The 26,108-nt window shown below is 67.8% G+C and carries 24 protein-coding genes and 1 pseudogene; 16 read left to right on the forward strand and 9 right to left on the reverse strand.

All coding sequences use genetic code 11. From position 1 onward, the window contains the following. Positions 1-2: 2 nt before the first annotated feature. The 3 genes from AB0H83_RS44945 to AB0H83_RS44955 form a co-directional block, all read right to left on the reverse strand. Positions 3-248, reverse strand: a complete 246-nt coding sequence (locus tag AB0H83_RS44945; RefSeq protein WP_360107712.1) for a reprolysin-like metallopeptidase — start codon at positions 246-248, stop codon at positions 3-5. A 138-nt stretch (positions 249-386) separates the two neighbouring features. Further along, positions 387-1,748, reverse strand: a complete 1,362-nt coding sequence (locus AB0H83_RS44950) for a hypothetical protein (RefSeq protein ID WP_360107715.1) — start codon at positions 1,746-1,748, stop codon at positions 387-389. Positions 1,749-1,774: 26 nt separating this feature from the next. After that, positions 1,775-2,926 carry a mandelate racemase/muconate lactonizing enzyme family protein gene (locus tag AB0H83_RS44955; RefSeq protein ID WP_360107718.1) on the reverse strand — a complete coding sequence of 384 codons (1,152 nt, stop codon included), beginning with the start codon at positions 2,924-2,926 and terminating at the stop codon, positions 1,775-1,777. A 120-nt stretch (positions 2,927-3,046) separates the two neighbouring features. On the opposite strand from AB0H83_RS44955, the gene AB0H83_RS44960 reads away from it, so the two are divergent. Beyond that, positions 3,047-3,664 carry a TetR/AcrR family transcriptional regulator gene (locus tag AB0H83_RS44960; RefSeq protein ID WP_360107721.1) on the forward strand — a complete coding sequence of 206 codons (618 nt, stop codon included), beginning with the start codon at positions 3,047-3,049 and terminating at the stop codon, positions 3,662-3,664. A 282-nt stretch (positions 3,665-3,946) separates the two neighbouring features. On the opposite strand, the gene AB0H83_RS44965 is transcribed toward AB0H83_RS44960, so the two are convergent. Then, the gene (locus tag AB0H83_RS44965; RefSeq protein ID WP_360107724.1) at positions 3,947-4,768 is read right to left on the reverse strand and encodes an SDR family oxidoreductase; all 822 of its coding nucleotides are present in this window, start codon (positions 4,766-4,768) and stop codon (positions 3,947-3,949) included. A gap of 21 nt (positions 4,769-4,789) precedes the next feature. Between AB0H83_RS44965 and AB0H83_RS44970 the strand changes: the two genes are divergently transcribed. The 3 genes from AB0H83_RS44970 (at position 4,790) to AB0H83_RS44980 (ending at position 6,275) form a co-directional block, all read left to right on the forward strand. Next, a complete protein-coding gene (locus AB0H83_RS44970; RefSeq protein WP_360107727.1) occupies positions 4,790-5,476 on the forward strand; it encodes a hypothetical protein in 687 nt (228 codons plus the stop codon). Positions 5,477-5,544: 68 nt separating this feature from the next. Next, a complete protein-coding gene (locus AB0H83_RS44975) occupies positions 5,545-5,949 on the forward strand; it encodes a cupin domain-containing protein (RefSeq protein ID WP_360107729.1) in 405 nt (134 codons plus the stop codon). Next, positions 5,946-6,275 (forward strand): hypothetical protein, encoded by a 330-nt coding sequence (locus AB0H83_RS44980; RefSeq protein ID WP_360107732.1) that lies wholly within the window; start codon positions 5,946-5,948, stop codon positions 6,273-6,275. The genes AB0H83_RS44975 and AB0H83_RS44980 overlap by 4 nt, the downstream gene beginning before the upstream one ends. 347 nt (positions 6,276-6,622) lie before the next feature. On the opposite strand, the gene AB0H83_RS44985 is transcribed toward AB0H83_RS44980, so the two are convergent. Continuing rightward, entirely contained in the window at positions 6,623-7,195 is a 573-nt protein-coding gene (locus AB0H83_RS44985; RefSeq protein ID WP_360107735.1) for a hypothetical protein, read from the reverse strand. Between the two features lie 133 nt (positions 7,196-7,328). On the opposite strand from AB0H83_RS44985, the pseudogene AB0H83_RS44990 reads away from it, so the two are divergent. Continuing rightward, positions 7,329-7,469: pseudogene (locus AB0H83_RS44990) on the forward strand (IS5/IS1182 family transposase); the annotation flags it as partial. Here the strand turns inward: AB0H83_RS44990 and AB0H83_RS44995 are convergent. The 4 genes from AB0H83_RS44995 to AB0H83_RS45010 all read right to left on the reverse strand — a co-directional run bounded on the left by AB0H83_RS44995 (position 7,468) and on the right by AB0H83_RS45010 (position 11,881). Continuing rightward, positions 7,468-9,129, reverse strand: coding sequence for an FAD-dependent monooxygenase (locus tag AB0H83_RS44995; protein WP_360107737.1), 1,662 nt, complete (start codon positions 9,127-9,129; stop codon positions 7,468-7,470). The pseudogene AB0H83_RS44990 and the gene AB0H83_RS44995 sit on opposite strands and share 2 nt — an antisense overlap. Beyond that, positions 9,126-9,971 carry an ABC transporter ATP-binding protein gene (locus tag AB0H83_RS45000; RefSeq protein WP_360107740.1) on the reverse strand — a complete coding sequence of 282 codons (846 nt, stop codon included), beginning with the start codon at positions 9,969-9,971 and terminating at the stop codon, positions 9,126-9,128. The genes AB0H83_RS44995 and AB0H83_RS45000 overlap by 4 nt, the downstream gene beginning before the upstream one ends. After that, complete coding sequence (locus AB0H83_RS45005) at positions 9,953-10,699, reverse strand: ABC transporter permease (protein WP_360107743.1); 747 nt, start codon at positions 10,697-10,699, stop codon at positions 9,953-9,955. The genes AB0H83_RS45000 and AB0H83_RS45005 overlap by 19 nt, the downstream gene beginning before the upstream one ends. Before the next feature lie 108 nt (positions 10,700-10,807). Then, entirely contained in the window at positions 10,808-11,881 is a 1,074-nt protein-coding gene (locus AB0H83_RS45010) for an ABC transporter substrate-binding protein (RefSeq protein WP_360107746.1), read from the reverse strand. 291 nt (positions 11,882-12,172) lie between these two features. Between AB0H83_RS45010 and AB0H83_RS45015 the strand changes: the two genes are divergently transcribed. From AB0H83_RS45015 to AB0H83_RS45065, 11 genes are all read left to right on the forward strand, one after another. Next, complete coding sequence (locus AB0H83_RS45015; RefSeq protein ID WP_360107749.1) at positions 12,173-13,159, forward strand: 2-dehydropantoate 2-reductase; 987 nt, start codon at positions 12,173-12,175, stop codon at positions 13,157-13,159. Further along, on the forward strand, positions 13,153-14,097 hold the full coding sequence (locus AB0H83_RS45020) for a CoA ester lyase (RefSeq protein WP_360107752.1): 945 nt from the start codon (positions 13,153-13,155) through the stop codon (positions 14,095-14,097). Before AB0H83_RS45015 ends, AB0H83_RS45020 begins: the two co-directional genes overlap by 7 nt. Further along, the gene (locus AB0H83_RS45025; protein ID WP_360107755.1) at positions 14,094-16,199 is read left to right on the forward strand and encodes an acetate--CoA ligase family protein; all 2,106 of its coding nucleotides are present in this window, start codon (positions 14,094-14,096) and stop codon (positions 16,197-16,199) included. Before AB0H83_RS45020 ends, AB0H83_RS45025 begins: the two co-directional genes overlap by 4 nt. A gap of 1 nt (position 16,200) precedes the next feature. After that, complete coding sequence (locus AB0H83_RS45030; protein WP_360107758.1) at positions 16,201-17,064, forward strand: enoyl-CoA hydratase-related protein; 864 nt, start codon at positions 16,201-16,203, stop codon at positions 17,062-17,064. 14 nt (positions 17,065-17,078) lie between these two features. Continuing rightward, on the forward strand, positions 17,079-19,439 hold the full coding sequence (locus tag AB0H83_RS45035) for a pyruvate dehydrogenase (protein ID WP_360107761.1): 2,361 nt from the start codon (positions 17,079-17,081) through the stop codon (positions 19,437-19,439). 253 nt (positions 19,440-19,692) lie between these two features. After that, entirely contained in the window at positions 19,693-21,201 is a 1,509-nt protein-coding gene (locus tag AB0H83_RS45040; protein ID WP_360107764.1) for a CoA-acylating methylmalonate-semialdehyde dehydrogenase, read from the forward strand. A 1-nt stretch (position 21,202) separates the two neighbouring features. After that, positions 21,203-22,348 carry an acyl-CoA dehydrogenase family protein gene (locus AB0H83_RS45045; RefSeq protein WP_360107767.1) on the forward strand — a complete coding sequence of 382 codons (1,146 nt, stop codon included), beginning with the start codon at positions 21,203-21,205 and terminating at the stop codon, positions 22,346-22,348. After that, positions 22,345-23,406 carry an enoyl-CoA hydratase/isomerase family protein gene (locus tag AB0H83_RS45050; protein ID WP_360107770.1) on the forward strand — a complete coding sequence of 354 codons (1,062 nt, stop codon included), beginning with the start codon at positions 22,345-22,347 and terminating at the stop codon, positions 23,404-23,406. The genes AB0H83_RS45045 and AB0H83_RS45050 overlap by 4 nt, the downstream gene beginning before the upstream one ends. Beyond that, on the forward strand, positions 23,403-24,293 hold the full coding sequence (mmsB, locus tag AB0H83_RS45055) for a 3-hydroxyisobutyrate dehydrogenase (RefSeq protein WP_360107772.1): 891 nt from the start codon (positions 23,403-23,405) through the stop codon (positions 24,291-24,293). Before AB0H83_RS45050 ends, mmsB begins: the two co-directional genes overlap by 4 nt. Positions 24,294-24,303: 10 nt before the next feature. Then, positions 24,304-25,080, forward strand: a complete 777-nt coding sequence (locus tag AB0H83_RS45060) for an enoyl-CoA hydratase (RefSeq protein ID WP_360107775.1) — start codon at positions 24,304-24,306, stop codon at positions 25,078-25,080. Between the two features lie 111 nt (positions 25,081-25,191). Beyond that, a complete protein-coding gene (locus AB0H83_RS45065; RefSeq protein WP_360107778.1) occupies positions 25,192-25,935 on the forward strand; it encodes an SDR family oxidoreductase in 744 nt (247 codons plus the stop codon). Positions 25,936-26,108 lie beyond the last annotated feature (173 nt).

The following is a 26,108-nucleotide window of genomic DNA, read 5'->3' on the forward strand; positions in this document are numbered from 1 at the left end:
ACCTATCCGTACTGCGCGTCGATGTGGGCAACGAGATGAGAGCTCAACACGTTGGTGAACGGCCAGTCGAGGCTCATGGTCGACGGCATGCACCCGCCGTCCTGGTAGTGCTCCGCCCCGACCGCATGGCCGATCTCATGGCACGCGATGCCGAACCCGGCATCGCCGGAGATGTTCCGGGTGAGGCTCCCCTTGAACCGAAGTCGTCCGCGATCACACTTGCCACTGACGTAAAATGACCGGCACACATAGTCGCCAAGCGACTGACCCGAAAGTCGTCAACTGGTGGCCTCCGGTGGAGATCTTCGTGATGCCGCGCTGCCATCATGAACACCGTCACCATTGCGACGACCACTCGAATCCACCGTTTCAGGATCCGGCGACAGTCATGTCCGGTCGTCGCGGAACCTGACGGGCTTCGTTCGCACACCCAGCCCTGTCTGCGAGGCAAGCGCGCCCGGACGCTCGATCTCGACGGTGATCCGGACGCCGAGTCGTTCACGGAGCCAGCGGACGATGACCTCCTCGTCTGCCGGAACGGCGTCCGCCAGCTCGACGTGAAGGGTGAGATCGTCGCCGCCGGGAGTCCGCGACGCGACGCACAGGTATTCGCCATTAGCGCCGGGGTGCTCTGTGGCGATGCGGCCGACGTCCTCTGGGTAGATGTTGATGCCGCGCAGTTTCACCATCGTGTCGCTGCGGCCGAGGAACCCCGCGATCTTCCGGGATGACTGCCCGCAGGGGCACTGCTCGACAGGCAGCAGCGCGCTGCGGTCGAGAGTGTTGAACCGCACGATAGGAAACGCCTCGTTATAGAGGCTTGTAAAGATCAACTGTCCGCGTGCGCCGTCCGGCTGTGGCTCGCCGGTCTCCTCGTGCCGCACCTGGACGATGTGCGCGTCGTCGCTGAAGTGCACACCGCCGCGCGCCCAGCACTCGCCGCCCGGCGTCTGAAGCTCATAGGTACCGTAGAGGTTGTAGGCGGGAACCCCGCACCATGCCGCGCTTGCAAGTGCGGCGTCGCCGCCGACAACCAGCGTCTGCAACGCGAAGTCCGTAGCCGGGTCAAGACCGAGATCGCGGGCCACGTTGGCAAGATGGACCAGATAGTCGGACATGCCGATCCACGCCGTGGCGCGAAACTGATGCGCCATCGTCACCTGCAGCCGGGACGAAGTCACGTTCCCCGTGGAGACCGGCAGCACCAGTGCCCCGATCCATCGGTAGAGCGCCTCATGCATGGTGCTCGCCGCGTTGTGCGGCCCATAGCCGAACGAATTCATCACTACGTCATCCGCGCCGATGCCCGCCGCCCAGAGGTGTCGGGCCTGGATGATCTCACCGATCTCGCGGTCGCGGGCACTGTGCAGCACCGGCCGTGGCGAGCCCGTCGTGCCACCGGAGAACAGCACGCGGTGCGGACCGCCGACCCGGCTCTGGTGCAACCCGAACGGAGGATTCGCGTCAATGCTTTCCCGCAGGTCGTGCACGGTGAACGTGGGCAGCGCCGAAAGTTGGTCGAGCTCGCGCAGGTCCGCGGGCTCGAACCCGACCGCCGCCCACCGCTCGCTGTAGAACGGTAACTGGGCTGCACGGTCGAGGACTCGCCGCAGGCGGCCCAGGGTACGGGCAGCCGCCTCGTCCTCGCTGATCCGGCTCAACTGCATCACGTGCATTGGTGGTGGCGGGTACTCCTGGACGATCGATCCTGGGTCGACCGCGCCGTGGTAGGCGATGGTCTCGCGCATGCGCAGACCCGTCGCGGGCCGGCGCTTCACAGGCTCTGCCATTCGTGCCGGGCGAAGCGGTCCAGCGACTGCGGATCCGGGTCGATGCCGATGCCCGCAATGTCCGGCACAACCATCTGACCGTCATCAACCGTCAGCTCGTACGTCATCAGCTCGTCCCACCACGGCATGTACTCCACCCAGGTCTCCCTCGCCTGTGAAGCGCTGCCGAGCTGGACACACACGTGTGGGTAAACGTGCGGCGTCATGACTGTGACGCCCGTCGCGGTGAGGCTCGCGGTCTCCAGCCAGCCGGTGATTCCGCCGACCCGTTCCAGATCGACAAGCAGATAGTCCAAACCGGTATCGAGCAGCTCCCGGAACCCCTCGGGCAGGTACTCGTTCTCGCCGCCTGCGATCGGCACCTGAGCCTTGGAGACGATGTGCCGCAGCGCGGCGTAGTCGTTGTGCACGACGGGTTCCTCAAGCCAGTGCGGCGAGAACTCGGCGAACCGGCGGCACGCGCGCAGCGCCTCCTGCGGCGTGTAGTACTGGACCGCGTCGAGCATCAGGGTCATGTTGGCCGGCGTGTGCTCTCGGATCAACGCAATCCGCCGGGCATCCTCCTCGATGCTGTTGCGCCCAACCCTGATTTTGCACGCGCGAAAGCCACGGGACACCAGTTCTTCGGCTTCGCGGACCAGATCGTCGTCATTCTCGGTTAGCATCAGGCCGCTCCAGTAGACGGGCACCCTATCGCGGACTCTCCCGAGGAGCTTTCCGAGACTGAGGCCAAGCCTCCGGCACCGCAGGTCGTGTACGGCCATGTCCAGCGCGGAGAGGGCGAACACGCCGACGCCCTTGAGCCCCAGGAAGTTGACGTCGTTGCGCAACCGAGCGTGCACGGCGCCGATGGAAGCCGGGGAAGCGTCCCGCACACAGCGTGCGAGGCACCGCAGCGCCTCGATGAGCACCGGTACCTGGCTCTCCAACACGCACCAGAGGTAGCCGTAGCCGGTTGCGCCGTCGGCGTCGACGACTCTGACGACGATCGTGTCGATACCGCTGATCTGGTAGTTGGGCGTAACGATCGGCTTTCGAAACGGGACCCACAGCGCTCGCGCTGCGACCGACCTGATAGGTGTGTCCAGCGGACCCAGGGTGTTCGGTTGCCGCTCGGCCAGTTCGACGGAGCCCATGTGCCCTCCCGATGCGGGACTTCAGAACATGGCGTAGGCTACTTGCTAGCAAGCAAGTTGTCCAGACTGCTAGCGTGGGCGACACCGCACATCGACCGTTCGTGATCTAAGGGACACCTCGTGGCAGGCAATGAACGCGCCGTCAGCGTTGACTCGATTCTCGATGTGGCCGCCCGGATCTTCGCCGAGCGCGGATATCTGGGAACCAACCTGCAAGACGTGGCCGCCGAGCTTGGTGTCACCCGCCAAGCGCTCTACTATCACTTCGCGAAGAAGCACGACATTCTGTGGGCATTGTTCGACCGCATGTTCCAGGAACTGAACCGGCTGGCTGATCTCGCCGAAGTGAAGGCCAACGGGCGTGGGACGTTCGAGCACCTGGTGCGTTCCCACATCGAGTTCTTGGCCAACAATCCCTATCTGGCGCAGATGTCAGTGCAGGAACACCGGCATCTCCCCGAGGACATGGCGCGGCGCGTCCTCGACATGCGGGAGGAGTACCTGACCCGGTTCTATCGGGCGTTCCAGGCGGGGATCGACAGCGGCCGACTGGTCGACCAGAATCCACGGGTTGCCGTCCAGATCGCCATGGGGGCGGCAAACTGGCTGCATCGCTGGTACAGGCCCACCGGCCAGCTCTCCCCCGACGAGGTAACCGACATCGCCGTCCAACTGCTGATGGGTGGTTTCGCCCGAGCGGAGCAGCATCCCACGAGCCGATGGACCGGACAGAGCTAGGCCGGCGCGCTGGCCGGTCGATCTCCTGGCGCGGCGACGGCGCGCGGCATGCCGACGTCCTGGTCCGCCCATGCTGCCGTGGACGTGGTTTTGTCACGCGTCGGACTCCTCGGGCACAGGGGGATTTGTTGGCCCGCGTACAAGGAATTGACCAATGAGTCGGCCTCGGTATTCCCGGCCGAGGCAGTTGGTCTGCTGGCTGAACCTGGCCGAGGACTGGTGGCGGCCGCAACGCCGGGCGGCGTTCCCCGGGCAGTCATTTGTCGACTGAAAACGTTGAAACTAGGCCATCGAAAGGCCGCCGTTCACGCTGATCAGCTGGCCGGTGATTGCCGCGGCGTGATCCATCACCAGGAACCGGAAGACCGCGGCGACCTCCTGCGCAGTGGTGACCCGGCGAATCGGAATGGCGCGCACGACCGCCGACACCGCACCCGAACTACTCCCTTGAAGCCGGTCGAGCGCGGCACCGGCCACCGGGCCCGGGCAGACCGCATTGACGGTCACGCCAGACCGGGCCAGTTCGCGGGCCAACGCCTTGCACAGGGCATTGACTCCGCCGCGGGCGGCCGAGCTGACCACCTGCCCGGTCGCACCTGCCCGACCGGAGTCTGAGCTCAATACCGCGATCCGACCCCCGCCGCCTGCGATCAACGATGGCGCCACGACATGTGTGAGCGTCAGCACTGCCTCCAGTTCGACGGCAAGGATTCGCCGCCAGTCTGCGGGGTCCTGGTTCAGGAACGGCACCGGCGGCAACGCGGTCCCCACGCAACTGACCAGCGCGTTCACTGTGCCGTGCGCTTCAAGTGCCGTCGCCATCCAACGCTGTACGGAGTTGCGATCGCAAGCGTCCACGCGCCCCGCTGTGACGCTGTCGCCACGACCACGGGCGACGACCTCGTCCACGACCTCGTCCACGGCCTGGTGCTCACGGTGGTAGCCCAGGTGCAGGCGCGCGCCGGCCGCCGCCAGCTCAGCGGCCACCGCCGACCCGATCCCGCCGTTGGCCCCGGCGACGAGAACGACGGGCGGGACGCTCGAGTCCGGGATGCTCGGCTGCTGACCGCTGGCTCCTGGCACCGTTGACGTGGGTTCGATCACGCCTATAACGTAAGACCGGACTTGCTTGCGAGCAAGCAGAAGGGCGAAGATGTGACGACTTGGTCGGGACTCACGACACTCGCGCTGGACCATGTCACAGACGCGCTCAAAAAACTGCATATCGGCGGCGCTTACCTGCCCGGCTGGCGAGGCCGCTTCGACGGGAGGTTCGCCGGCACCGCGCTACCGGTCCAGTGCCTGTGGGAACGCTTCCGCGCTGTCGACCCGGAAGACTATCGCACCGAGGAGATCGAGGCTGCGGTCTTCCCGGGTGCCGTCGTGGTCATCGAAGGCGGCGGTGAACCGGCGGCGGTGTTCGGACCTGTCGCCGCCGGCGCCTACGCCGCCGCGGGAGCGACGGGGGTCGTCGTCAACGGCGGATCCAGAGGCTGCACGGCCATCGCCAAGACCCGGCTGCGCCTGCTCACCCGACACGAGACGCATCTGTCCGGGTTCGGGTCCGTGCGCCGCGAACTCGTGGACCGCGTGGTGGTCGGCGGTGCCGAGATCCGTCGCGGCGACCTGCTGCTGGGTGATGCCACAGGTCTTGTCGTCGTTCCGGAGGAGGCCGTCACCGAGACGATCACGCTCGCCACGGCGTTCGCAGCAGCCGACAACACGCTGATCGCCGGCATTGCAGCCGGAACCGCGTTCACCGACCTGTGGCAACGGTCATCGAGGAATACCTCAAGCTCCACAAGCATGTGAGCGAACGAGCATCCATTGCGAAACGAAAGGCAGGGCCGGCCATGACCGCAAAAGCACTCGTACGGCGAGTGACCGCCGACGACTTCACACCACTCCACGAGATCACCGGGGACCCGCGGGAACAGGGCAGGGTATGCACGCTCGTCTCCCAGGAACACGGCGGATCCACCGACATCATGGTTGGCTTGGCGCGATTCGACGCAGGCGAGTCGCGACGGCCTCATCATCATCCAAACGCAAGCGAGGCATACGTGGTCCTCAGCGGCGAACTTGTCATACACATCGACGGTGAGGACATCACCGCAGGATACGGCACTGCTGTCTATATCCCGCCAAATGTTGTGCACTCGATCCGCAACGACAGCGACGCCCCTGCCGAGGTGCTCTGGACGTTCAACCTGCCCGAGCGCTCCGACCACGGCCTCGTGTACGACGAGGACGTCTGGCCGGGAGTCGCCGGAGAAACAAGATGACCGCGACGCTCGTCCACCTGACCCGAATCCGCCCCGGACGTCGCGCCGAGGTGGACGCAAGGCTCGATGCCTATCGATCTGACCCTGACGAGCTACGCACACTTGGCATACGGCGACTCGAGTTCTTCACCTCAACAGAGTTGAGCGAGGACGGCGTCGTGGTCGCCGTGATCGAAGGCGATGACGAGGCGGCTGTCGCGCGGTTCCTCGACACCAACGAACGTGACAACAACGCCGAGATCGACCGCCTCTACCTTCCCCACAACCATGACGCTGTTGCTGGTGCGCCGGCGAGGTTCACCTGGGTCGCCAGGCTGAGCGCCTGAGCAACGACGTTCGGCGCAGGTCGGACGAGAAGCAACAGCGGGACTCGCGGCGCCGCGGATGCGGACGGCCGTAGTCCCGCGCAGATGCGGCGGTTGCCGCCGGCCGGACTGACGGCGAGTGGGTCCCGGTGCTCAGGTGACCTGCTGGACCGGGCCGGCGGCTACGCCGATGGCGCCCGGCTGGGCGCGCCGGCCGGGATGCAGATCGCCAGTGACTCGGCCACACACGGCCGGCACCCAGACGGTTCGCCCGTACCCCACCCACCGCGGCCGGCGAGGCGTGCAGCGCCGCCGGTTGAATGTGCCCCGCCGGGGTGTTCCGCGTCGACGAGGCGCGCTGCCGGTGACTACATGCTCTGACGGAACGCGTGCATCGAGCGGTAGTGGTACCCCAGCCAGGGCGTGGCCGCGTCGATGCGGGGGCAGCGCTCGTCGTGCTCGACGGTCGCCACCGCGTAGCCGGCCCAGGCGTTGCCGAGCGCGGCGAGCTCGTCGAGGCCGGGCAGGTCACGGTGGCCGAACCGGCCGCCGAAGTCCTCGACCATCACCTCGTGGAACTGCTCGGCGCCGAGCCCGTCGAGACCCCACACGGCCAGCAGCCGCAGCACGTCGCCCCAGCTCGCCAGGTATGCGTCGTCCGGTGCGGCGAAGCACTCCGGCGCCGCGCGCAGCGCCGCGCGCAACCGCCCGGTCACCGCCTCCTCCGGCACCGAGTAGAGGGTGCTGGCGAACCGGTGGTCGTGGGTGTGCACGACCAGGATGTGCGGGCGGTCGTCCGGCGCGGCCCGGTCCTTGCCGGTCACCTTCACGCCGATCGCGTCGAGGACATCGCGGAGGTACCGCCGGGACTTCGCGGCGTCCGTGAACTCGACCGGCAGCAACAGGGACACGGCTTCGTGCCGTTCGAACATGTCGGTCATCCGCGGAATGGTAGGACGCGTCCGCCACGCGGAGCTGGCCTGGCGGTCGGCCGCGGCGTCCGCCGGGCACGGCTCAGAGGTGGTCGCCCGGCCAGGGGAGTGTCCCGGTGCGGCCGTCATCGCGACGAGGTGGCGCCGTCGCCGCATCGGCCACACCATTGCCGAACGCGCTGATCAGCAGGCCGACCGGCGCCGCCCGCGGCGGGCGGCGCCGGCGTTCGATCCCGGCGCCTACCGGCATCGTAACGTCGTGAACGGCTGCTGCAACCGGCTCACACCGTGCCGATGCGTGGCGTGGCCGCCGCGGCGGTCACGGCATGGCCGGTTGCGGTGTCCAGGGCCGCCACGGCGAGTGTGATGTCGTCGCCACGCCAGGCGACGTGCTGGTCGGGGCGCACGAGCACGAGGTCGCGGCCGAGCAGGGCGCGGACCGCTTTGTCGTGATACGCCGCGACCCGCATCGGGATCTGCCTGGCCTCGGCCGCCTGGCGTACCGGCCCGGTCGTCGCATCGTGGTAGGTCAGCAGGGTGAACCCTTCACCCAGCATGTCCAAGGTGGAGCTTCTGTCCGCCAGCCAGGCGTGCGGAAGCAGGTGGCCGGGCGCGGCCGACGGAAGGTACGCCGCGGTATCCACTGCAGAACTCGCAGCCGGCTCGGGTGACACCAGCGGCGAGCCTTCGTAGTGGTAGCCGACCTGCAGGGCCACGCTGTCGAAGTAGCGCGGGCTCGGGCCGGCCAATCGTTCCCCGAGCTGCCGTCGCCACTGTACGGGGTCGCCGCCGACGGGAGTGCGGAGATCAACCGCGCCGAAGTTGCGGACCGACTGCTCCATGGTGCGCGAGTGCACAGGCCTGCGCTCCAGCTCGTAGGAGCCGAGCAGCCCCGGGCCTCCCCAGCCGCCCAGGACGGCCGCCAGCTTCCAGCTCAGGTCGACCGCGTCGGCCAGGCCCATGTTCATGCCGAAGCCGCCGGTGGGCGGGTGGAGATGAGCGGCATCGCCGGCGAGGAAGACCCGGCTCCGGCGGTAGCGGTCTGCCTGGAGGTGGTGCACCGTCCAGGGAGCCACGTCGATGACCTCGAACGGGAGGTCGTCGCCGATCGCCGTTCTGATGATGGCCGCCGCTGTCTCCGCGTCGGCGGGGAATCCCTCGGGTACGCCCATTGCCTGGAAGAACCACATGCCGCGAAGGTCGAGCGGCCCGAACCCGGGCGTCGTCGGCAGGTTGTCGTCGACCACCCAGTAGTGGACCCCCGGCCCGGCGGTGAGCCGTTCGCTGAGGGTGGGCGCGCGGAACACGGCACCGACGCTTCGGGCCAGCGCTGGGCGGCCGATCATGACTGCGTCGATGGATGCCCTCACGGTGCTGCGGCCTCCGTCCGCACCCACGACGTACCTGGCTCGGACCCGCCGGGTGCGTCCCGTACCGACCTCGACAAGGGTCGCCTCGACCCAGTCCCGGTGTTGCCGAAGCAGCTCCATCCGCCAGCCGAGCACCGGTAGCCGTTCACCGCTTCGCGCCCGCAGGGCCGCTTCGAGTACATCCTCGAAGACCGGTTGCGGGATGCGCAGGGCGGGCTCCGGATGTGCTGCGCCGGCCCGGTCCCCGGTGGGGAACGCATCCGGTACTGAGGCGATGACCTCGCCGGTCAGCGCGGTCACGTAGTGCACGTCCGAGGGATGGTCCGGCGGGATCGGCGCGGCTGCCCGCAGGCGCTCGGCCAGTCCCCAGCGGCGCAGCAGCGCCATGGACCGCAGGTTGACGAATTTGGCCTTGGGATGGCTGGCTCGGTGCGTCATCAGGTCGACCACCAATGTGTCGACGCCGCGCCCAAGCAGGTCGTAGCCGAGGGCGAGGCCCGTCGGGCCGGCGCCGATGACGAGGACGTCAACGGCGCACGGCAGATCCGCGGGCGTTCGTGGGTCGGGGGTCATCGTGCCTGGTACGTCCCTGCATCCGAGATGATGCTCTTGAGAAGCTCCCACACCTCGGACTTCAGCGCACCCAACGTCCGCTCCCGGTCGGCCGGCTCCATCGCGCCGAGCGCGGCCCGGTCGAGGGTGATTTCCTTGACGATCTTCCCGGGCCTGGTGCCGAGGACAACGACGCGATCGGAAAGGTGGAGCGCCTCGTCGACGGAGTGGGTGACGAACAAGACCGTGTTGCGCAGCCGCGTGTGCAGGTCGTGCAGCTCTTCCTGCAAGATGTCCCGGGTGATGGCGTCAGCGCCGCTGAACGGCTCGTCCATGAGCAGCACCGCGGGCTCACAGACCAGGGCACGGGCGAGCGCGACCCTCTGCTGCATTCCGCCGGAGAGCTGCGAGGCGTACCGGGACCCGACCTCAGCCAGGCCGACCGTCTTGAGCGCATCCCGCGCCTTCGACTCCCGTATCCCGCGGTCGACGCCGGCCAACCGCAGCGGGAACTCGACGTTCTGCGTCGCGGTCAGCCATGGAAACAGCGCGTAGTGCTGGAATACGACGGACCGGTCCGGGCCCGGCTTGGTGACCGGCACACCGTCTACTGTGACCCGGCCGCGGGTCGGTGCCTGCAGACCTGCGACGATTTCCAACAGGGTGCTCTTACCGCACCCACTCGGACCGAGCAGGCTGACCAGCTCTCCCGGCCGCAGTTCGAGCGACACCTCCGTCAGCACGGTCACGTCCTCGCCGTCCCTCACCGGGAAGGTCTTGGCGACCCCTTCGATCCGCACATGCCCGCGGCCGCCACTTTTCGTCACAAGTTCATTACGCATGGTCAGTTTGTCTGTCGCCACTTCGAGATCCTCCGCTCGCCGGCGATCAGCCCGTAGTTGATGGCCAATCCGATAACTCCCAACACCACCAGCGCCGCGAACATGTCGGGGATCTTGAACAGTTGCTGGCTGCTGATAACCAGGTAACCGATGCCCGCGTCCGCACCGATCATCTCCGCGCCGACCAGCACCAAGAACGCGAACGAACCACCAAGCCGCAGTCCGGTGGCGATGTACGGCACGGCAGACGGGATGACAACTCGCAGAAACAGGTCCTTCTGCTCGGCGCCGAGCGTCATCGCGGCTTTGATCAGACGCGGATCCACACTCCGGGTGCCGGTGATCGTGGTGAGCAGGATGGGCCAGGCGGAAGCCCAGACCACCATCGCCAGCTGCGACTGGAACCCGATGCCGAGGAAGAGCAGGAAGATGGGGAACATCGCGAGCGACGGAAGCTGGCGGAAGAGCTCAATCAGGGGAGCGAGCACTCGCTCAACGGACTTGAACCATCCGATGAGGATCCCGAGCGGCACGCAGATCACTGTGGCCACGACAAATCCGACCAACCCGCGTTGCAGAGACGCGAAGACGTGTGGCCAGATCTCACCTGTCACGAACAGGTCGACGAGCGCCTTCCCTACCGTGGCCGGGCTTGGCAGCAGTGTCTCGTCGACGAGCTTCAGCATCACCGTAAGCTGCCAGATCGCCAGGAGTCCGGCGATGGGCACGAGCCACCAGACGAAGCCCATGACGCCTCGTTCTGTGCCCGTGCTGCTTGCGCGTCGCGGCGGCGTGCCTCGCGTCGTCCTCGTACGGGGGACTTCCGTCATCGCCATCGAGAATGCTCCTTCACCCGCTCAGGCGCAGCCAGTTGGGTTCGCGTCGTTCGTGAACCACTGCGTCGTATCCACAGCACCGGCCTTCACCTGGCCCGCGCCCTCGATGATGTTCATCCAGGTCCGCGACTCCGAGGCGTCGATGCACAATCCCTTCGGCCAGCCGGGCACCTGCACGTTGTCGGCCGTGGGTATCGCTTTTGCCGCGACGGCGATTTCCGCCGCCTCACGCGGGTTCTTCACGATCCAATCCGTCGCTTCGGTCATCGCCGCGATCCATGCCTTGACCACGTCTGGATGGTCGCGCACGTAGTCCTCGCGCATCGAATAGGCGGTGAACAGCTTGTTCGAGGGCAGCAGATCCGAGTCATGTCGGACCAGCTCGACAGCCTCCGCCTTGGCCGGATTGTTCTTCATCCAGGGATCCATGACAACACCGGTCACACCGATGACGTCCACCTGATCACTCAACAGCGCCGTCGGCATGTTGGCGTACGGGATGACGACCTTCTTCACCTGGTTCGGCTCGATCCCGCCGCCTCGCAGCCAGGCGTCGATCCCGATGTCAATCGTCGAGCCGGCGTTGGCGATCGCGACCCGCTTGCCTACCAGGTCGGCCGGCTTGGCGGCGGCCGTGCCCTTGCGCGCGTAGAGCGAGAAGTTGTGGAACGTGTCCGTGGTGACGAACCCAGCGGCGACCGCGATCACCTTGGCGCCGTTGCCCCGGCTGATGATGGGCGCGCTGACCCCCGCCCCGGCCGTGGCGTCGATCTGCCCACTGGCGAGCAGCGGGATCCAGGCCACGCCGCCGACCTTGGCCGGAACGAGTTCGACGTCGAGGTTGTACGCGGTGAAGAAGCCCTTTTCCTTGGCGATGTACTCCGGGAGCAGGTCAGTGCCGGCGCCCTGCTTGAACTTGACGGTGGTGGGGAGTCGAAGCTTGTCGCGGATCGCCTGCGTCGCAGCGTCGGCATTACCTGACGGCGATTCCTTGGCACCTGACTCGCTCCGGGCGCAGGCGCCGGCGGTCAGGGCGAGCGCCACGGCGCACGTCGTCGACAGGAGGCGGAAGCGGCGCTTGGTCCAGTAGTTCATGGTGCCCTCCGAGGTGGGAAAGCGGGGGTGTGGCGGAAGAGCCGAACTCGAAGCGTGGGGATGGCGGCGCTCCCCTGACGGCGCTTCAGTTTGCTTTCTCGCAAGCAGATGTCTAGCACTTCTAAACCCTGGCTGTCAACGGCGTCGAATGCCAGCGGCAAGCGGGGCAGGGCAACACCTGGAGCGGAGTAGAAGCAGCACACAGACGACCACGCCTGGCCCATGGCGCCCGCTTGACGCGACCAACGCCGATCTCCTATTTTGCTTGCGAGCAAGCAGGGAGGTGAGCGTATGAACGTATGGGTGATCGGAACAGGTGGCCTCGGCCGGGTCCTGGCCGGCTACCTGCACGACCCGCCTGCAACGAATGTGCTGCTCGTTCCGGTGCGAGGGACGTCCGTGGACGGGTTGGCCTCCGGGCTCACCGTCTTCACCCCCGAACGTACGGTCACCGTGCGACCGCCGATCGTTCCGCTGAGCGCCGTCGACAGCACTGTCGGACGCCCAGACGTCGTACTGCTCTGTGTGAAGGGCGACGACACCGAGCGCGCGGTCGCGGCGGTCGCGGCCCATGTCCATGGGACTCTGGTAGTGACGCCACAGAACGGGCTCCAGGCCTATCGCGTTGCGGACTGGCTGCCCGGCACCAGCGTCGCCGCGGCGGTCATGGCGTTCGACGGGACGGCGCTGGACGGTGGTCGGGCCGTGCAGCGACGCACTCGCCGACGGATCACCCTCGGTATGGTGTCGGGAACCGCCCCCGCCGGCCTGCGGCCGGCCGCTACGCTCCTGTCCCGGTGCGCCCCGGTCACGCTCAGCGAGCAGATCGACGCGACCCTGTGGGGCAAATTGGTCACCAATGCCGCGGGTAATGCTGTCAGCGCGATCACGCGCCTCACGATGGGCGAGGTGACCGCCCACCCGGACCTGCTGGCCTGGTGCGTCGATCTCATGTCCGAGGGGGCCGAGGTCGCTGCCCGGCACGGAGTCCGACTGGCGGCGGCGGACCTGCTCGGTATCGCGCCCGAGGTGGTACGGGGTGGCAGCACAGGTCCGCACGGTCGACGCCTGATGGCCGACTACGCCGCCGCCCACGAGCCCGTCGCGGCCCTGCGCTCCAGCATGTGCCGCGACCTCGACCAAGGCCGACCGACCGAGGTGGCCTGGATCAACGGCGAGATCGTCCGCCACGGGGACGCCGTGGGCGCCGCAACAATCCTGCACCAGCAAGCAACCGCCAAGGTCCGGCACATCGAACAGAAGGGGTCTTCATGCTGATCCGCTCGTTGCTCGTCGTCCCACCGCTCAAACCCGACGTCGTCGCGAAGGCGGTGCGCACATCGGCGGACGCGCTCCTCATCGAACTCGAAGACGGCATCCACCACAGTCGCAAGAACGAGGCACGCGCCGCAGTAGCGGACTTCCTCCGGTCGGACCTGAACCGGCACAAGCCGGCGATCGTGCGGATCAACGACGTCCTGCACCCGTTCGGCATGGCCGACATCGAGGCTCTCACGGCGGCCGACGCCACTGACCTCATGCTGCCGAAGATCCGCACGCTGGCGGACGTCGAGCGGGCCGACGCCCTGCTGCGCCGTGCCGAGGGAAACGCCACCAGGCCGATGCGCTCCGTCCGCCTCTGGGTGATGATGGAGACCACCGAAGCGATCCTGAACGCCAAAGAGATCGCCGCCCATCCCCGCGTCCGCGGCCTGCTCTTCGGACCGGGTGACCTGTCCGCCGAGTTGTTCGTCCGCCGCATCGGGCTGGGCGCCGAGCGGGCGATCTGGGACTTTCCCCTGGAACTGCTGTACGCCAAGCAGCACACGCTGCTCGCGGCCCGGGCAGCGGGGGTGGTTGCGCTCGACACCTCGCCGACGAACTTCCGCGACATCGACGCCACCACCACGACAGCGCTCGCCGCCGCACAGATGGGCTTCGACGGTCTTCTCGTGCTCAGCCCCCGCCAGATCCCGCCGGTCCACGCCGCGCTCACTCCGAGCGACGCCGACTACGCGTGGGCTATGGCGGCCATCAAGGCCGTTCAGGCGGCCGAAGAGAACGGCGAGACCGTCGCCGTCCTCGACGGTGAGATGATCGAAGGCCCACTGGTCCGCAACGCGGTGTCGATCGTCCGGCGCTACGAGCTGGCCCACACACGGCACCCGGCTGAGTCGGCCCCGCCGGCCGACCCGGTGGCGGGCAGGGCCCGATGAACGCCGGATCGCATGACGGGACTATCATCGACGATCTGCTCAGACCGGCGAGCGTCGCGCTGATCGGCGCCAACGACGATGCGTCGACATTCTCCGGGGCTCCCCTGGCCAACCTGCTCCGGCACGGTTTCCGCGGCGTCATCTACCCGGTCAATCCGCGCCGAGCGCAGTTGCGCGGCACCCAGTGCTTTCCGAGCGTCGCTGACCTGCCGCAAGCGCCCCAGGCGGCCGTCATCACCATCGGCGCGGCCAACGCCGTTGAAGCAGTGCGGCAATGCGCCGACGCAGGAGTCCGCTCGGTGACCCTTGTCAGCTCGGGGTTCGGCGAGGGCAAGGCCGATCCTGACGGTCAGCGACGCAACGGCGAACTCCGCAAGGCCCTCGCCGCGAGCGGCATGCGGCTGCTCGGTCCCAACACCACCGGAGTGATCAACCTCTGGGACGGATACGTACCGAGGGCCGCCTACAACCATCTGCCTCCCGAACGACTGCGCGCCGGCCGGGTCGCGCTGGTGACCCAGAGCGGCGCTTGCAGCAATGTGGTGTTCAACCGGGCGCAGGCCGCGGGTGTAGGCGTCGGATACGTCGTCGCCACCGGCGGCCAGATCGACCTGACGCTGTGGGAGGTCGGCCGTGCCCTGCTGGACGATCCGCGAGTCCGGGTATTGACGGTGGTGGCAGAGGACCTGTCCGACCGCACGGGGCTGGAGGCATTGGCCGAGACCGCTGACCGTGCCGGCAAGGGTGTCGTGCTGCTCAAGCTGGGCCAGACGGCACAGGGTGGCGCCGCGGTGCTCGCCCACTCGGCATCCCTGGCCGGAGACGCTGAGGTGCAGCGGGCAGCCTGCCGAGCGCTGGGCGTGCACTGGGTCGACGACTTCGACCAGCTGTGGGAGGTCGCCCACCTGCTTGACCGGTGGGGACGTCCGGACGGTAGGAAGCCGCGCCTGGGTGTCCTCGCCTTCTCCGGTGGGGAGGGCGCGATGATCGCCGACGCCGCCGACCGCGCCGGCTTCGAACTGCCCGCACCGGGCGGCGGGCTCCGGCAGGTGGTCGACGCGGAATTCGCGTTCACCCGCGCGGCGAACCCGTTCGATCCCTCGGGCGAGGTGATCGGTAACCCCGGTCTGCTCCGGGACGCCGTACGCGCGTTCGTCGAGGACGAGTCATTCACGGAGGTCCTGCTCGCGTCACCGGTCTTCGGTCCCGAACTGGCGGGCAAGCTCTATCCGCCGGTCACCGACGCCCTCGCCGGCTCACCGGCACGGGTGGTCCTGTCGTCATGGAGCGTCCCCGGCCTGACCGACCAGCAGCAGGACGTCCTGCGCGCCCTCGACCGCCCGATGATCGACAGCTCGATCCGCGCGGTGGCGGCTCTGTCGGCCTACCATGACGTCGGACAGGCCACCGCGACGCTGTTCAATGCTCCGTTCTCCGCGCCTCAACACGATGAGGTCTCTGCGATCGCCGCGTCGGGGAACACATACTCGGAGGCGCGTGACGCGCTTGCCAGTTGCGGACTGACGTTCGCTCCGGCTCGCCGCTGCTTCAGCGAGGACGAGGCGTCCGCAGCGGCTGCGCGGCTCGGGTTTCCGGTCGTGGTCAAGGCCGACGTGCCGAGCTCGACCCACAAGTCGGCGGACGGCCTGGTGATGCTCGGCCTGACCTCGGACACCGCGGTCCGCACGGCGTACCGGCGGCTCGCGGACCAGGGCCGGCGGGCCGTCGTCGTGGAGGCGCAAGTAACCGGTGAGCTGCAATGCTTTCTCGGGTTCCACCGTGACCCGACCTTCGGGCCGGTGCTCATCCAGGGCACGGGCGGCGTCGCGGTCGAATCGCTGCGCGACACGCAGATGAGCGTTCTGCAGTATGCGGACGAAGGGCAGATCGATGCCGCACTGCGGCGAACCGCCGTCGGCGGGGTTGTCGCGCGACGATCACCGGCCGCAGCAGCGAGCCTGGTCGCACACGCGTGCGGCCTCGCGAAGTGGTTCGTCAGCCGCCCCGACCTCAGCTCGGTAGAAATCAACCCGATCCTCATCGACCTCGGAACCGGCGTCGTCACCGCCGTCGACGCGCGCATCATGACGAAAGGAGCCTGAAATGCCGGACAACTTGGTGTGGGAGCCGTGGGAATCGGCCCCCGGCCACGACTTTGCGGACATCATCTACGAGAAGAAGCGTCACCGGGAGTACGGTGCGCAACTGGCCCGGATCACGATCAACCGACCGCAGCGCTACAACTCGTTGACGCGGGTGACGCTCGACGAGCTGTACGCGGCCCTGGACGATGCCAGTCATGACGACGAAGTCGGCGCAGTCGTCCTCACCTCCGTCGGTGAGAAGGCATTCTGTGCCGGTGGAGACGTCGCCTTCGAGGCCGCGGGCGGCACCAGGCGGATCTACTACTACGAACCGCAGCCGAACCACCACCTCAGACTGTGCCGCAAGCCGGTGATCGCCGCGGTGAAGGGCTACGCGATCGGCGCAGGCAACCACTTGGCCTACTTCTGCGACTTCACGATCGCCGCAGAAAACGCGATCTTCGGACAGAACGGTCCGAGAATCGGCAGCCCCATCGACGGGTATGTGGTCTCGTACTTGACCAGCGTCGTGGGCGCGAAGAAGGCTCGGGAGATCTGGATCCTCTGCCGCAAGTACTCCGCGGCCCAAGCGCTGGAGATGGGCCTGGTCAACACCGTCGTCCCCCTCGATCAGCTTGACGACGAGGTGGACCGGTGGGCCGAGGAGATCCTGGACAAATCACCGTCGTGCGTGACAATTCTGAAAGCCAGCTTCGACGCGGCCATCGATCATCTGGTGGCCGGCACCGGCCGTATCGGTGCGCAGATCAGCCCCCACTTCTTCGAAGGTCCCGAACCAAGGGAGGGGCAGCAGGCATTCTTCGAGAAACGTAAGCCGAACTTCTGGCGAGCCATCCGCGAGGCCGGCGGCGAGCAGGCATGACAGGTTCATCGAGCGTGGGCACAGCCATGACGGGTGCGCTGTCGGCCCGGAGCGGACGTGTCGCGGTAGATGACGACTCGATGGCCGTGTTGCGCGCGGTCGAACGCCACGTGCTCTGGCTGTCGACCGCGATCGTCCACCACGCCAACCGGGTGCGACCCAACCGGTCCGGCATCAAGGTCGGCGGCCACCAGGCGTCCAGCGCCTCCGTGGTGTCGCTGATGACGGCGCTGTGGTTCCGGCAGCTAGGGGCAGACGACCGAGTGTCGGTCAAGCCGCACGCCTCCCCGGTGCTCCACGCCATCAGCTACCTGCTCGGCGAGCTCGACGAGGCATACCTGACCACGCTGCGCGAGTTCGGCGGGCTCCAGAGCTATCCGAGCCGGTCAAAGGACCCCGACCTGGTCGACTACTCGACCGGGTCGGTGGGCATCGGTGCCACCGCACCGATCTGGGGAGCGGTGGCACGTCGCTACGTCAACAGCCACATCGGTGCCGCGGGCACCGGCCGCCAGTACTCGATCCTCGGCGATGCCGAACTCGACGAGGGCGCCTGCTGGGAGGCGATCCTTGATCCCACCGTGTCGGAACTGGGTGAGGTGGTCTGGATCGTCGACCTCAACCGGCAATCGCTGGACCGGATCGTTCCGCACCTCGCCGCTGAACGGTTACGCGGCATGTTCGACGCGGCGGGCTGGCAGGTGCTCACCGTCAAGTACGGCCGGTTGCTGGAGGAGTTGTTCAACCGGACGGGCGGCGCCGCCCTGCGCCGCCGGATCGACGAGATGTCCAACGCCGAGTTCCAGCGGTTGCTGCGCTGCAGCCCTGAACAGCTGAGGGAACGCTTGCCGGGTGTCAGCCCTTCGGCCGCACCCATCCGCGCGCTGCTGTCCGGCGTGGAAGACGACGAGCTCTTGGCAGCGATCCGCAACCTGGGCGGGCATGACCTCGCCTCGATCTGCGATGCCTTCGACGCCATCGACGACACACGACCGACAGCGATCCTCGCGTACACCGTGAAAGGCCACGGGTTGGCCACCGAGGGACACCCGCAGAACCACTCCTCGCTGCTGAGCAGCGAACAGATGGATGAGCTCGCGGAACGTCTCGGCATGGACCCGGCCCACCCGTGGGCCCGGTTCGCCGCCGGGACGGCCGAAGCGTCGCTGTGCGCAACGGTGGCCCAGCGCCTCCGACGCCACCCGGTTGACCTCGTGGACCCTGGGCATCTTCCGGAAGACTTCGGTCGCACCCCCAACGGGACCGCCACCACCCAGGCCGCACTGGGCCGGGCGCTTCTCGACCTGACCCGCCAGGCACCGCAAACAGCCAGGCGAATCGTGACCGTCAGCCCCGACGTCAGCTCCAGCACCAACCTCGGCGGCTGGGTCAACAAGGTTGGCGTCTGGTCCACGACCGACCGGCTTGACTGGTTCGCCGACGACGCCGAGACGGTCCTGCACTGGCGCGAACGCCCCAACGGCCAGCACATCGAACTTGGCATCGCGGAGACCAACCTCGTCGGGCTGCTCGGCGAACTCGGGGCGACGTGGAGCCGATGGGGTGAGCCGCTGCTGCCGATCGGCGTGGTCTACGACCCATTCGTCGCTCGTGCGCTCGAACCCTGGTCCTTCGGGATCTACGCCGGCGGACAGTCGATCTTGGTTGGCACACCGTCCGGCGTGAGTCTGGCCCCTGAAGGTGGCGCCCACCAGTCGATCGTCACCCCCTCGATCGCCATCGAACAGCCTGGCTGTATCGGCTACGAACCGGCCTTCGCCATCGATCTCGAGTGGTGCCTCCTGGCGAGCCTGGCACGGCTGGGACGCCCCGACGGCACATCGGCCTACCTTCGGCTGTCGACACGGCCGGTCGACCAGTCTCTCGCCGCTGTGCCGAACGATCCCGCCGCCCGGGAACTGCGGCGGCGCCAGGTGGTGGCGGGCGCCTATCCGCTCCGCCGCCGCGCAGGGCACCGGTTGACGATCGCAGCCATGGGGGCGTTGGTGCCTGAAGCGCTCGCGGCGGCCGATCGGCTCGAAGACCTCGGCGTGCCATCCGACGTGGTTTGCGTGACAAGCCCCGACCTGCTCTTCCGTGCGATGCAGGCCACGCGTGGCCTCGCTGACGGTTCGTCGTGGATTCTCAACGAGGTGTTCCCCGCCGACCGCGCTGCCCCACTGCTGACTGTCCTCGATGGACATCCCCACACGCTGGCTTTCCTCGCCGGCATCGGCAAGGCACGCGCCACGCATCTGGGCGTGACCCGGTTCGGCCAGTCCGGCGACCTCGCTGACGTCTACCGCTACCACCGAATCGATACGGACAGCATCATCAGGGCTGCGCTCAGTTTGGCCGACGCCGGCCGTCAATAGCACGGGAAGGGCGCCCACGCGCATCCTTCCTCCCGATCGGGCATCTGGTTGGCCGGCACCAGGCAGGCAAACACCAGGCGGGCGAGTCGTTCGAGCCGGCCCGCCCGTATCCGAACCAGGGCAACCTCGTCACCGTCGTACCGCCGGAGCGGGCGAACAGTTCGACCCCGAAGCAATGCGTTAGATGCCAACTGCCCTCGTCGAAGGACGCCCGAGCCGGCGCCGACGACGGCACTCGAGAACAGGACTCCCGATGACGGGCGAACCACACACACTGACCCACTACATCGGCGGCAAGCATGTCGAGGGAACATCCGGCCGCTACGGCGACGTGTACGACCCGTCGACGGGTGAGGTGCAGGCCAAAGTTCCGCTCGCAAGCATCGCCGAGGTGGCGGCGGCCATCGCGAACGCCGAGGAGGCTCAGGTCGAATGGGCCGCGCAGAACCCGCAGAAGCGCGCGCGTGTCCTGCTGAAGTTCCTCGATCTCGTCGCGAAAGACACCCCGACGCTTGCGAAGCTGCTCTCCAGCGAGCACGGCAAGACGGTGCCGGATGCCATCGGCGACATCCAGCGCGGCGCCGAGGTGATCGAGTTCGCCGCAGGCGCCCCGCACCTGTTGAAGGGCGAGTACACGACCAGCGCCGGCACCGGCATCGATGTCTACTCGATGCGCCAGCCGCTGGGCGTCGTCGCCGGCATCACCCCCTTCAACTTCCCCGCGATGATCCCACTGTGGAAGGCCGGGCCCGCTCTCGCCGCCGGCAACGCGTTCATCCTCAAGCCCAGCGAGCGCAACCCCTCTGTTCCGCTACGTCTGGCTGAACTGTTCCTCGCGGCCGGCCTGCCCGGGGGCGTGCTGAACGTCGTCAACGGCGACAAGGAGGCGGTCGACGCCATCCTGCACGACGACCGCATCAAGGCCGTCGGGTTCGTCGGATCGACCCCGATCGCGCAGTACATCTATGCGACGGCGGCCGCGACGGGCAAGCGTGCCCAATGCTTCGGCGGGGCGAAGAACCACATGATCGTCATGCCCGACGCCGACCTCGACCAGGTGGCCGACGCCCTGATCGGTGCAGGCTACGGTTCGGCCGGTGAGCGCTGCATGGCCATCTCAGTCGCCGTCCCCGTCGGCCAGGCGACGGGCGATGCTCTCGCGGCGAAACTCGCCGAACGCGTCAAAGACCTGAAGGTCGGCCCGGCGCTCGAAGAGGGCAGCGACTACGGCCCGCTCGTCACCCGCGAGGCGGTCGAGCGTGTCAGCGGCTACATCCAGAAGGGCATCGCTGAGGGGGCGACGCTGCTCGCCGACGGCCGCGGCTACTACGTGCCCGGACACGAGAACGGCTTCTACCTCGGCCCGACCCTCTTCGACAACGTCACCCCCGAGATGACGATCTACAAGGAGGAGATCTTCGGTCCCGTGCTGATCATCGCGCGCGCCGGCTGTTACGAGGAGGCCCTCGCCCTCCCGTCACGACACGAGTTCGGCAACGGCGTGTCGATCTTCACCCGCGACGGCGACACCGCCCGCGACTTCTCCGCCCGCGTCAACGTCGGAATGGTCGGGGTCAACGTACCGATTCCGGTGCCTATCGCCTACCACACGTTCGGCGGCTGGAAGAAGTCGGGCTTCGGTGACCTCAACCAGCACGGGCCCGACTCGTTCCGCTTCTACACGAAGACCAAGACCGTGACCTCGCGCTGGCCATCCGGAATCAAGGAAGGCGCAAGCTTCGTCATCCCGACGATGCACTGACATGTACACGACCGCAACTGACGAGCGCAAGGCGCTTGTCGAAGCCGTACGCAACTTCGCCAAGACCGTCCTCGCCCCGCACGCCAACACGTGGGATGCCGACAAACACTTCCCGCTGGACGCGCTGTGGCAGGCAGGCGAGATGGGCCTCGGCGGCATCTACGCACGCGAAGAGTTCGGCGGTTCGGAGTTGTCGCGGCAGGACGCTGTGGCGATCTTCGAGGAACTGGCCAAGGGCGACACGACGATCGCTGCGTACATCTCCATTCATAACATGGTCGTATGGATGATCGACTCGTTCGGCGACGATGCGCAGCGCGCCCGGTGGCTGCCGCAACTGACGTCGATGAGGGCCCTCGGCAGCTACTGCCTCACCGAACCCGGCGCCGGCTCGGATGCCGCCGCGATCAGGACCTCGGCGCGGCGGGACGGGGGCGAGTACGTCATCAACGGCGTGAAGCAGTTCATCTCGGGTGCCGGGGCGTCGTCGGTGTACGTCGTCATGGCGCGTACGGGTGAACCGGGCTCGAAGGGCATCAGCACGATCGTCGTGCCGGACGGCACGCCCGGCCTGAGCTTCGGTCCGAACGAGAAGAAGATGGGCTGGAACGCCCAGCCCACCCGCCAGGTCGTTCTCGACGACGTGCGGGTGCCGGTCGCGAACCGCCTCGGTGAGGAGGGCGACGGCTTCGGCATCGCCATGCGCGGCCTCAACGGCGGCCGGATCAACGTGGCTGCCTGCTCGCTCGGCGGCGCACAGTGGGCGCTCGACCGCGCGGTCGAGCATGTGCAGCAGCGCGAAGCCTTCGGCAAGCCGCTCGCGGCTCTCCAATCGGTGCTGTTCACTCTCGCCGACATGGAGACCGGACTGCAGGCGGCCCGGTCCCTGCTGCAGCGGGCGGCGGCCAAGATGGACGAGGGTGCACCCGACGTGGTGACCGCCTGTGCCCTGGCCAAGAGGTTCGCGACCGACGCCGCGTTCAAGGCGGCGAACTCCGCACTGCAGCTGCACGGCGGTTACGGCTACCTGCACGAGTACGGCATCGAGCGCGTCGTGCGCGACCTGCGCGTGCATCAGATCCTGGAGGGGGCAAACGAGATCATGCAGATGATCGTCGGCAGATCGCTCTTGGGGAAATCGGGATGAACGAACCCGAGGTCCTCACGGCTCAGCGTGGTCGGCTCGGCCTCATCACACTGAATCGCCCGAAGGCCATCAATGCGCTTACGCACGGGATGGTCGGCGTCATCACCCACACGCTCGCACGCTGGCGTAACGATCTCTCCGTCGCGGCGGTCGCGGTGACGGGCGCGGGCGACCGCGGCCTGTGCGCGGGTGGTGACGTCGTCTCGCTCTACAACAACGTGACGATGAGCGACGGAATGGCCGCTGCCGCATTCTGGCGCGACGAGTACGCCATGAACGCGATGATCGCCGCATACCCGAAGCCGTACATCGCCGTCCAGGACGGCATCGTGCTCGGCGGCGGGGTCGGCGTGTCGGCGCACGGCTCGCACCGCATCGTCACCGAACGCACGAAGATCGGGTTCCCCGAGACGACCATCGGCTACATCCCCGACGTCGGGGGTACGTGGTTGCTCTCGCACGCACCGGGCGAGCTCGGCACGCGCCTCGCGCTCTCGTCGGAGAACGTCGGAGCTGCCGACGCCATCCTGCTCGGGCTCGCGGATCACTTCGTGCCGAGCGAAAAGCTGCCGCAGCTGATGGCGGCGCTGGAGACGAGTGACGCGACTGCCGCGATCACGGCAGTCGCGGAGGAGCCGCCCGCCGGCATGCTGGCTGAGCAGCGCCAGTGGGTGGATGGAGCGTTCGGCGCCGTCGATGTCGCGACCATCCTCGCCGAGCTGCGCCGGCTTGATACGGATGAGGCAACGAAGCTCGCCGGCACCATCTCGGCGAAGTCGCCGATCGCGCTCTCGGCGACCCTCGCATCGCTCCGACGTGCTGCCGCACTGCCCGACCTGGAGGCGGCGCTGCAGCAGGAGTACCGCGTATCTCGGCACAGTTCGACCACGCACGACTTCGCCGAGGGCATCCGCGCGCAAATCGTCGACAAAGACCGCGATCCGAAATGGAATCCCGCCACCCTCGCCGATGTGACGTCCGCCGACATCGAGGCGTTCTTCGCCGCGCCGCCAGAGGGCGACATCCGGTTCCGGCTCCCGTCGAAGGAGATGCCATGACCACTATCGCATTCATCGGGCTCGGCCACATGGGCGGCCCGATGGCCAAGAACCTCGTCGCAGCGGGTCACCGCGTGCTCGGATTCGACCTTGTTCCCGCCGCCCTCGATGCCGCCCGCGAGGCCGGCGTCGAGATCGCCGAGTCGGCTGAGGCCGCGGCCGCCGGAGCCGAGATCGTCGTGACGATGCTGCCGGCCGGCAAGCACGTGCTCACCGCCTATGAGACGTTGCTTCCCGCCGCGAAACCCAGCACGCTGTTCATCGATTCGTCGACCATCGCCGTCGACGAGGCACGCGCCGCGGCGAGCACCGCCGTCGCTGCCGGGCACCGTGCGCTCGACGCGCCCGTCTCGGGCGGCGTCGTCGGTGCCGACGCCGGCACCCTCGCGTTCATGGTCGGCGGTGAGGAGACCGACTTCCGGCAGGCTGTGCCCGTCCTGGAGGTGATGGGCAAGCGCATCGTGCACTGTGGCGGCTCCGGCCTGGGCCAGGCGGCGAAGGTGTGCAACAACATGATCCTTGCCGTCTCGCAGATCGCCGTCGCCGAGGCGTTCGTCATCGGGGAGCGGCTGGGCCTTTCGCACCGGGCGCTGTTCGACGTGGCCTCCAACGCGTCAGGCCAGTGTTGGGCGCTCACGACCAACTGCCCGGTGCCGGGCCCGGTGCCCACGAGCCCCGCCAACAACGACTACAAACCGGGTTTCGCCGGCGCACTCATGGCGAAAGACCTGGGCCTCGCCGAGCAGGCGATCTCGCTCACTGGCGTGGACGCGCAACTGGGCCTGCATGCCCGGCGCATCTACGCAGCGTTCGCGGACGGGGACGGCGCGGGTCAGGACTTCTCCGGAGTCATCAACACCATCCGCAGGCAGAGCGCGAATTCCTGAGAGGGATCCCATGAAGCAGTATGAAACCATCCTGACCGACACGAGAAACGGCGTCGGGTACATCACACTCAACCGGCCCGAGGCGCTCAATGCGCTGAACAGCACGCTCATCGGCGAGCTGGTCGAGGCGGCGAAGATCTTCGACGAAGATGCGTCGATCGGCGCCATCGTCGTCACCGGCTCGCAGCGTGCGTTCGCGGCGGGGGCCGACATCAAGCAGATGGCGGACCAGGGGTACATCGACATGTACCTGCACGACCCGTTCCGCGGCTGGGGCGACTTCGCGCGGCTGCGCACCCCGATCATCGCCGCCGTCGCCGGCTTCGCCCTTGGCGGTGGCTGCGAACTCGCGATGATGTGCGACATCATCCTCGCCGCCGACACCGCCAAGTTCGGCCAGCCCGAAATCAATCTCGGCGTCATCCCCGGCATCGGCGGCACGCAGCGCCTCCCCCGCGCCGTCGGCAAGTACAAGGCCGCGGAGCTCGTGCTGACCGCACGCACGATGGGCGCCGAGGAGGCGGAGCGGGCGGGGCTCGTCTCGCGCATCGTTCCGGCGGCCGACCTGCTGGCGGAGGCGACCAGAGTCGCCGAGAGCATTGCGGCAAAGTCGCTGCCCGTCGTGTATGCCGCGAAAGACGCGCTGCAGGCGGCGCAGGAGACCACGCTCGCCGAGGGGCTGCGCTTCGAGAAGCAGGCGTTCGCCGCGACCTTCGCGCTCGACGACCAAACCGAGGGCATGGCCGCGTTCCGCGACAAGCGCGCCGCGAACTTCCAGAACCGCTGACCCTGGAAGCCGCTCCCGAAGCCTTGACGGGAGCACCTAAGACAGGCTCGCACGGTCCCACTTCGGCAGGTGCAGCGATCGCTCTTGAGGAGACACATGAATCTTGCAGGAATGGCGGCCATCGTCACGGGCGCCGCCTCGGGCCTCGGCGCGGCCACCGCGAGGGCCCTCGCCGAGCGCGGGGCGCGGGTCACGGGCGTGGACCTGGCGGCATCCATTGAAAGGGTGACGGATGCCGCAGACGGCGTGGCGTTCGTCGCGGCCGACGTCACGAACGAGAAGCAGGTGGCATCTGCGGTCGCCGCCGCCGCTGCGGCCGCCCCGTTGCGTCTCGTGGTCCAGTGCGCCGGCATCGCTCCGGCCAAGCGCATCCTGTCGTCGCGCGGCCCGCACGACCTGGCGACCTTCCAGCGCACCGTCGACATCAACCTCGTCGGAACGTTCAACGTGATGCGCCTGGCGGCCGAGGCGATCGCGAAGACCGAGCCCGACGAGAACGGCCAGCACGGCCTCATCGTCAACACCGCGTCAATCGCCGCATACGAGGGGCAGATCGGCCAGATCGCATACGCCGCATCGAAGGGCGGTGTCGTCAGCATGACCATCACGGCCGCCCGCGATCTGGCGCGCAACGGCATTCGCGTCAACACGATCGCTCCCGGCATCGTCGACACCCCGATGCTTGCTTCACTCGGCCCGGAGGTCAACGCATCGTTGGCCGCCTCCGTGCCCTTCCCGCAGCGGCTCGGCCAGCCCGTCGACTACACCAGGCTCGTCCTCATGCTCGCCGACCACGACTACCTCAACGGCGAGACCATCCGCTTGGACGGCGCGTTGCGCATGGCGCCGCAGTAGTCACTGCCGCGATGTCCACCGGATCATCCGTGATGCGGTTCGCGAGCTGCGCTCCGCGATGATCCGGTGGACTTTCACACCGGACCGTCACGATGCCCGCGGTGTGCGCGGCGGCGGTGCACGCCCTGCTCGACGGCGAGCCGCACCGCGTCGATGACCTGCCGGGCCTCGCC

The sequence above is a fragment of the Dactylosporangium sp. NPDC050688 genome, assembly GCF_040654515.1.
Classification (GTDB): domain Bacteria; phylum Actinomycetota; class Actinomycetes; order Mycobacteriales; family Micromonosporaceae; genus Dactylosporangium.

Coding starts and splice junctions, on each gene's coding strand:
- AB0H83_RS45040 (WP_360107764.1), top strand. CDS start 19,693: ATGACGGGCGAACCACACACACTGACCCACTACATCGGCGGCAAGCAT.
- AB0H83_RS45025 (WP_360107755.1), top strand. CDS start 14,094: ATGAACGCCGGATCGCATGACGGGACTATCATCGACGATCTGCTCAGA.
- AB0H83_RS45010 (WP_360107746.1), bottom strand. CDS start 11,881: ATGAACTACTGGACCAAGCGCCGCTTCCGCCTCCTGTCGACGACGTGC.
- AB0H83_RS45045 (WP_360107767.1), top strand. CDS start 21,203: ATGTACACGACCGCAACTGACGAGCGCAAGGCGCTTGTCGAAGCCGTA.
- AB0H83_RS44955 (WP_360107718.1), bottom strand. CDS start 2,926: ATGGGCTCCGTCGAACTGGCCGAGCGGCAACCGAACACCCTGGGTCCG.
- AB0H83_RS44995 (WP_360107737.1), bottom strand. CDS start 9,129: ATGACCCCCGACCCACGAACGCCCGCGGATCTGCCGTGCGCCGTTGAC.
- AB0H83_RS44980 (WP_360107732.1), top strand. CDS start 5,946: ATGACCGCGACGCTCGTCCACCTGACCCGAATCCGCCCCGGACGTCGC.
- AB0H83_RS45065 (WP_360107778.1), top strand. CDS start 25,192: ATGGCGGCCATCGTCACGGGCGCCGCCTCGGGCCTCGGCGCGGCCACC.
- AB0H83_RS44950 (WP_360107715.1), bottom strand. CDS start 1,748: ATGCGCGAGACCATCGCCTACCACGGCGCGGTCGACCCAGGATCGATC.
- AB0H83_RS45020 (WP_360107752.1), top strand. CDS start 13,153: ATGCTGATCCGCTCGTTGCTCGTCGTCCCACCGCTCAAACCCGACGTC.
- AB0H83_RS45015 (WP_360107749.1), top strand. CDS start 12,173: ATGAACGTATGGGTGATCGGAACAGGTGGCCTCGGCCGGGTCCTGGCC.
- AB0H83_RS45060 (WP_360107775.1), top strand. CDS start 24,304: ATGAAGCAGTATGAAACCATCCTGACCGACACGAGAAACGGCGTCGGG.
- mmsB (WP_360107772.1), top strand. CDS start 23,403: ATGACCACTATCGCATTCATCGGGCTCGGCCACATGGGCGGCCCGATG.
- AB0H83_RS44985 (WP_360107735.1), bottom strand. CDS start 7,195: ATGACCGACATGTTCGAACGGCACGAAGCCGTGTCCCTGTTGCTGCCG.
- AB0H83_RS45005 (WP_360107743.1), bottom strand. CDS start 10,699: ATGGGCTTCGTCTGGTGGCTCGTGCCCATCGCCGGACTCCTGGCGATC.
- AB0H83_RS45050 (WP_360107770.1), top strand. CDS start 22,345: ATGAACGAACCCGAGGTCCTCACGGCTCAGCGTGGTCGGCTCGGCCTC.
- AB0H83_RS45030 (WP_360107758.1), top strand. CDS start 16,201: ATGCCGGACAACTTGGTGTGGGAGCCGTGGGAATCGGCCCCCGGCCAC.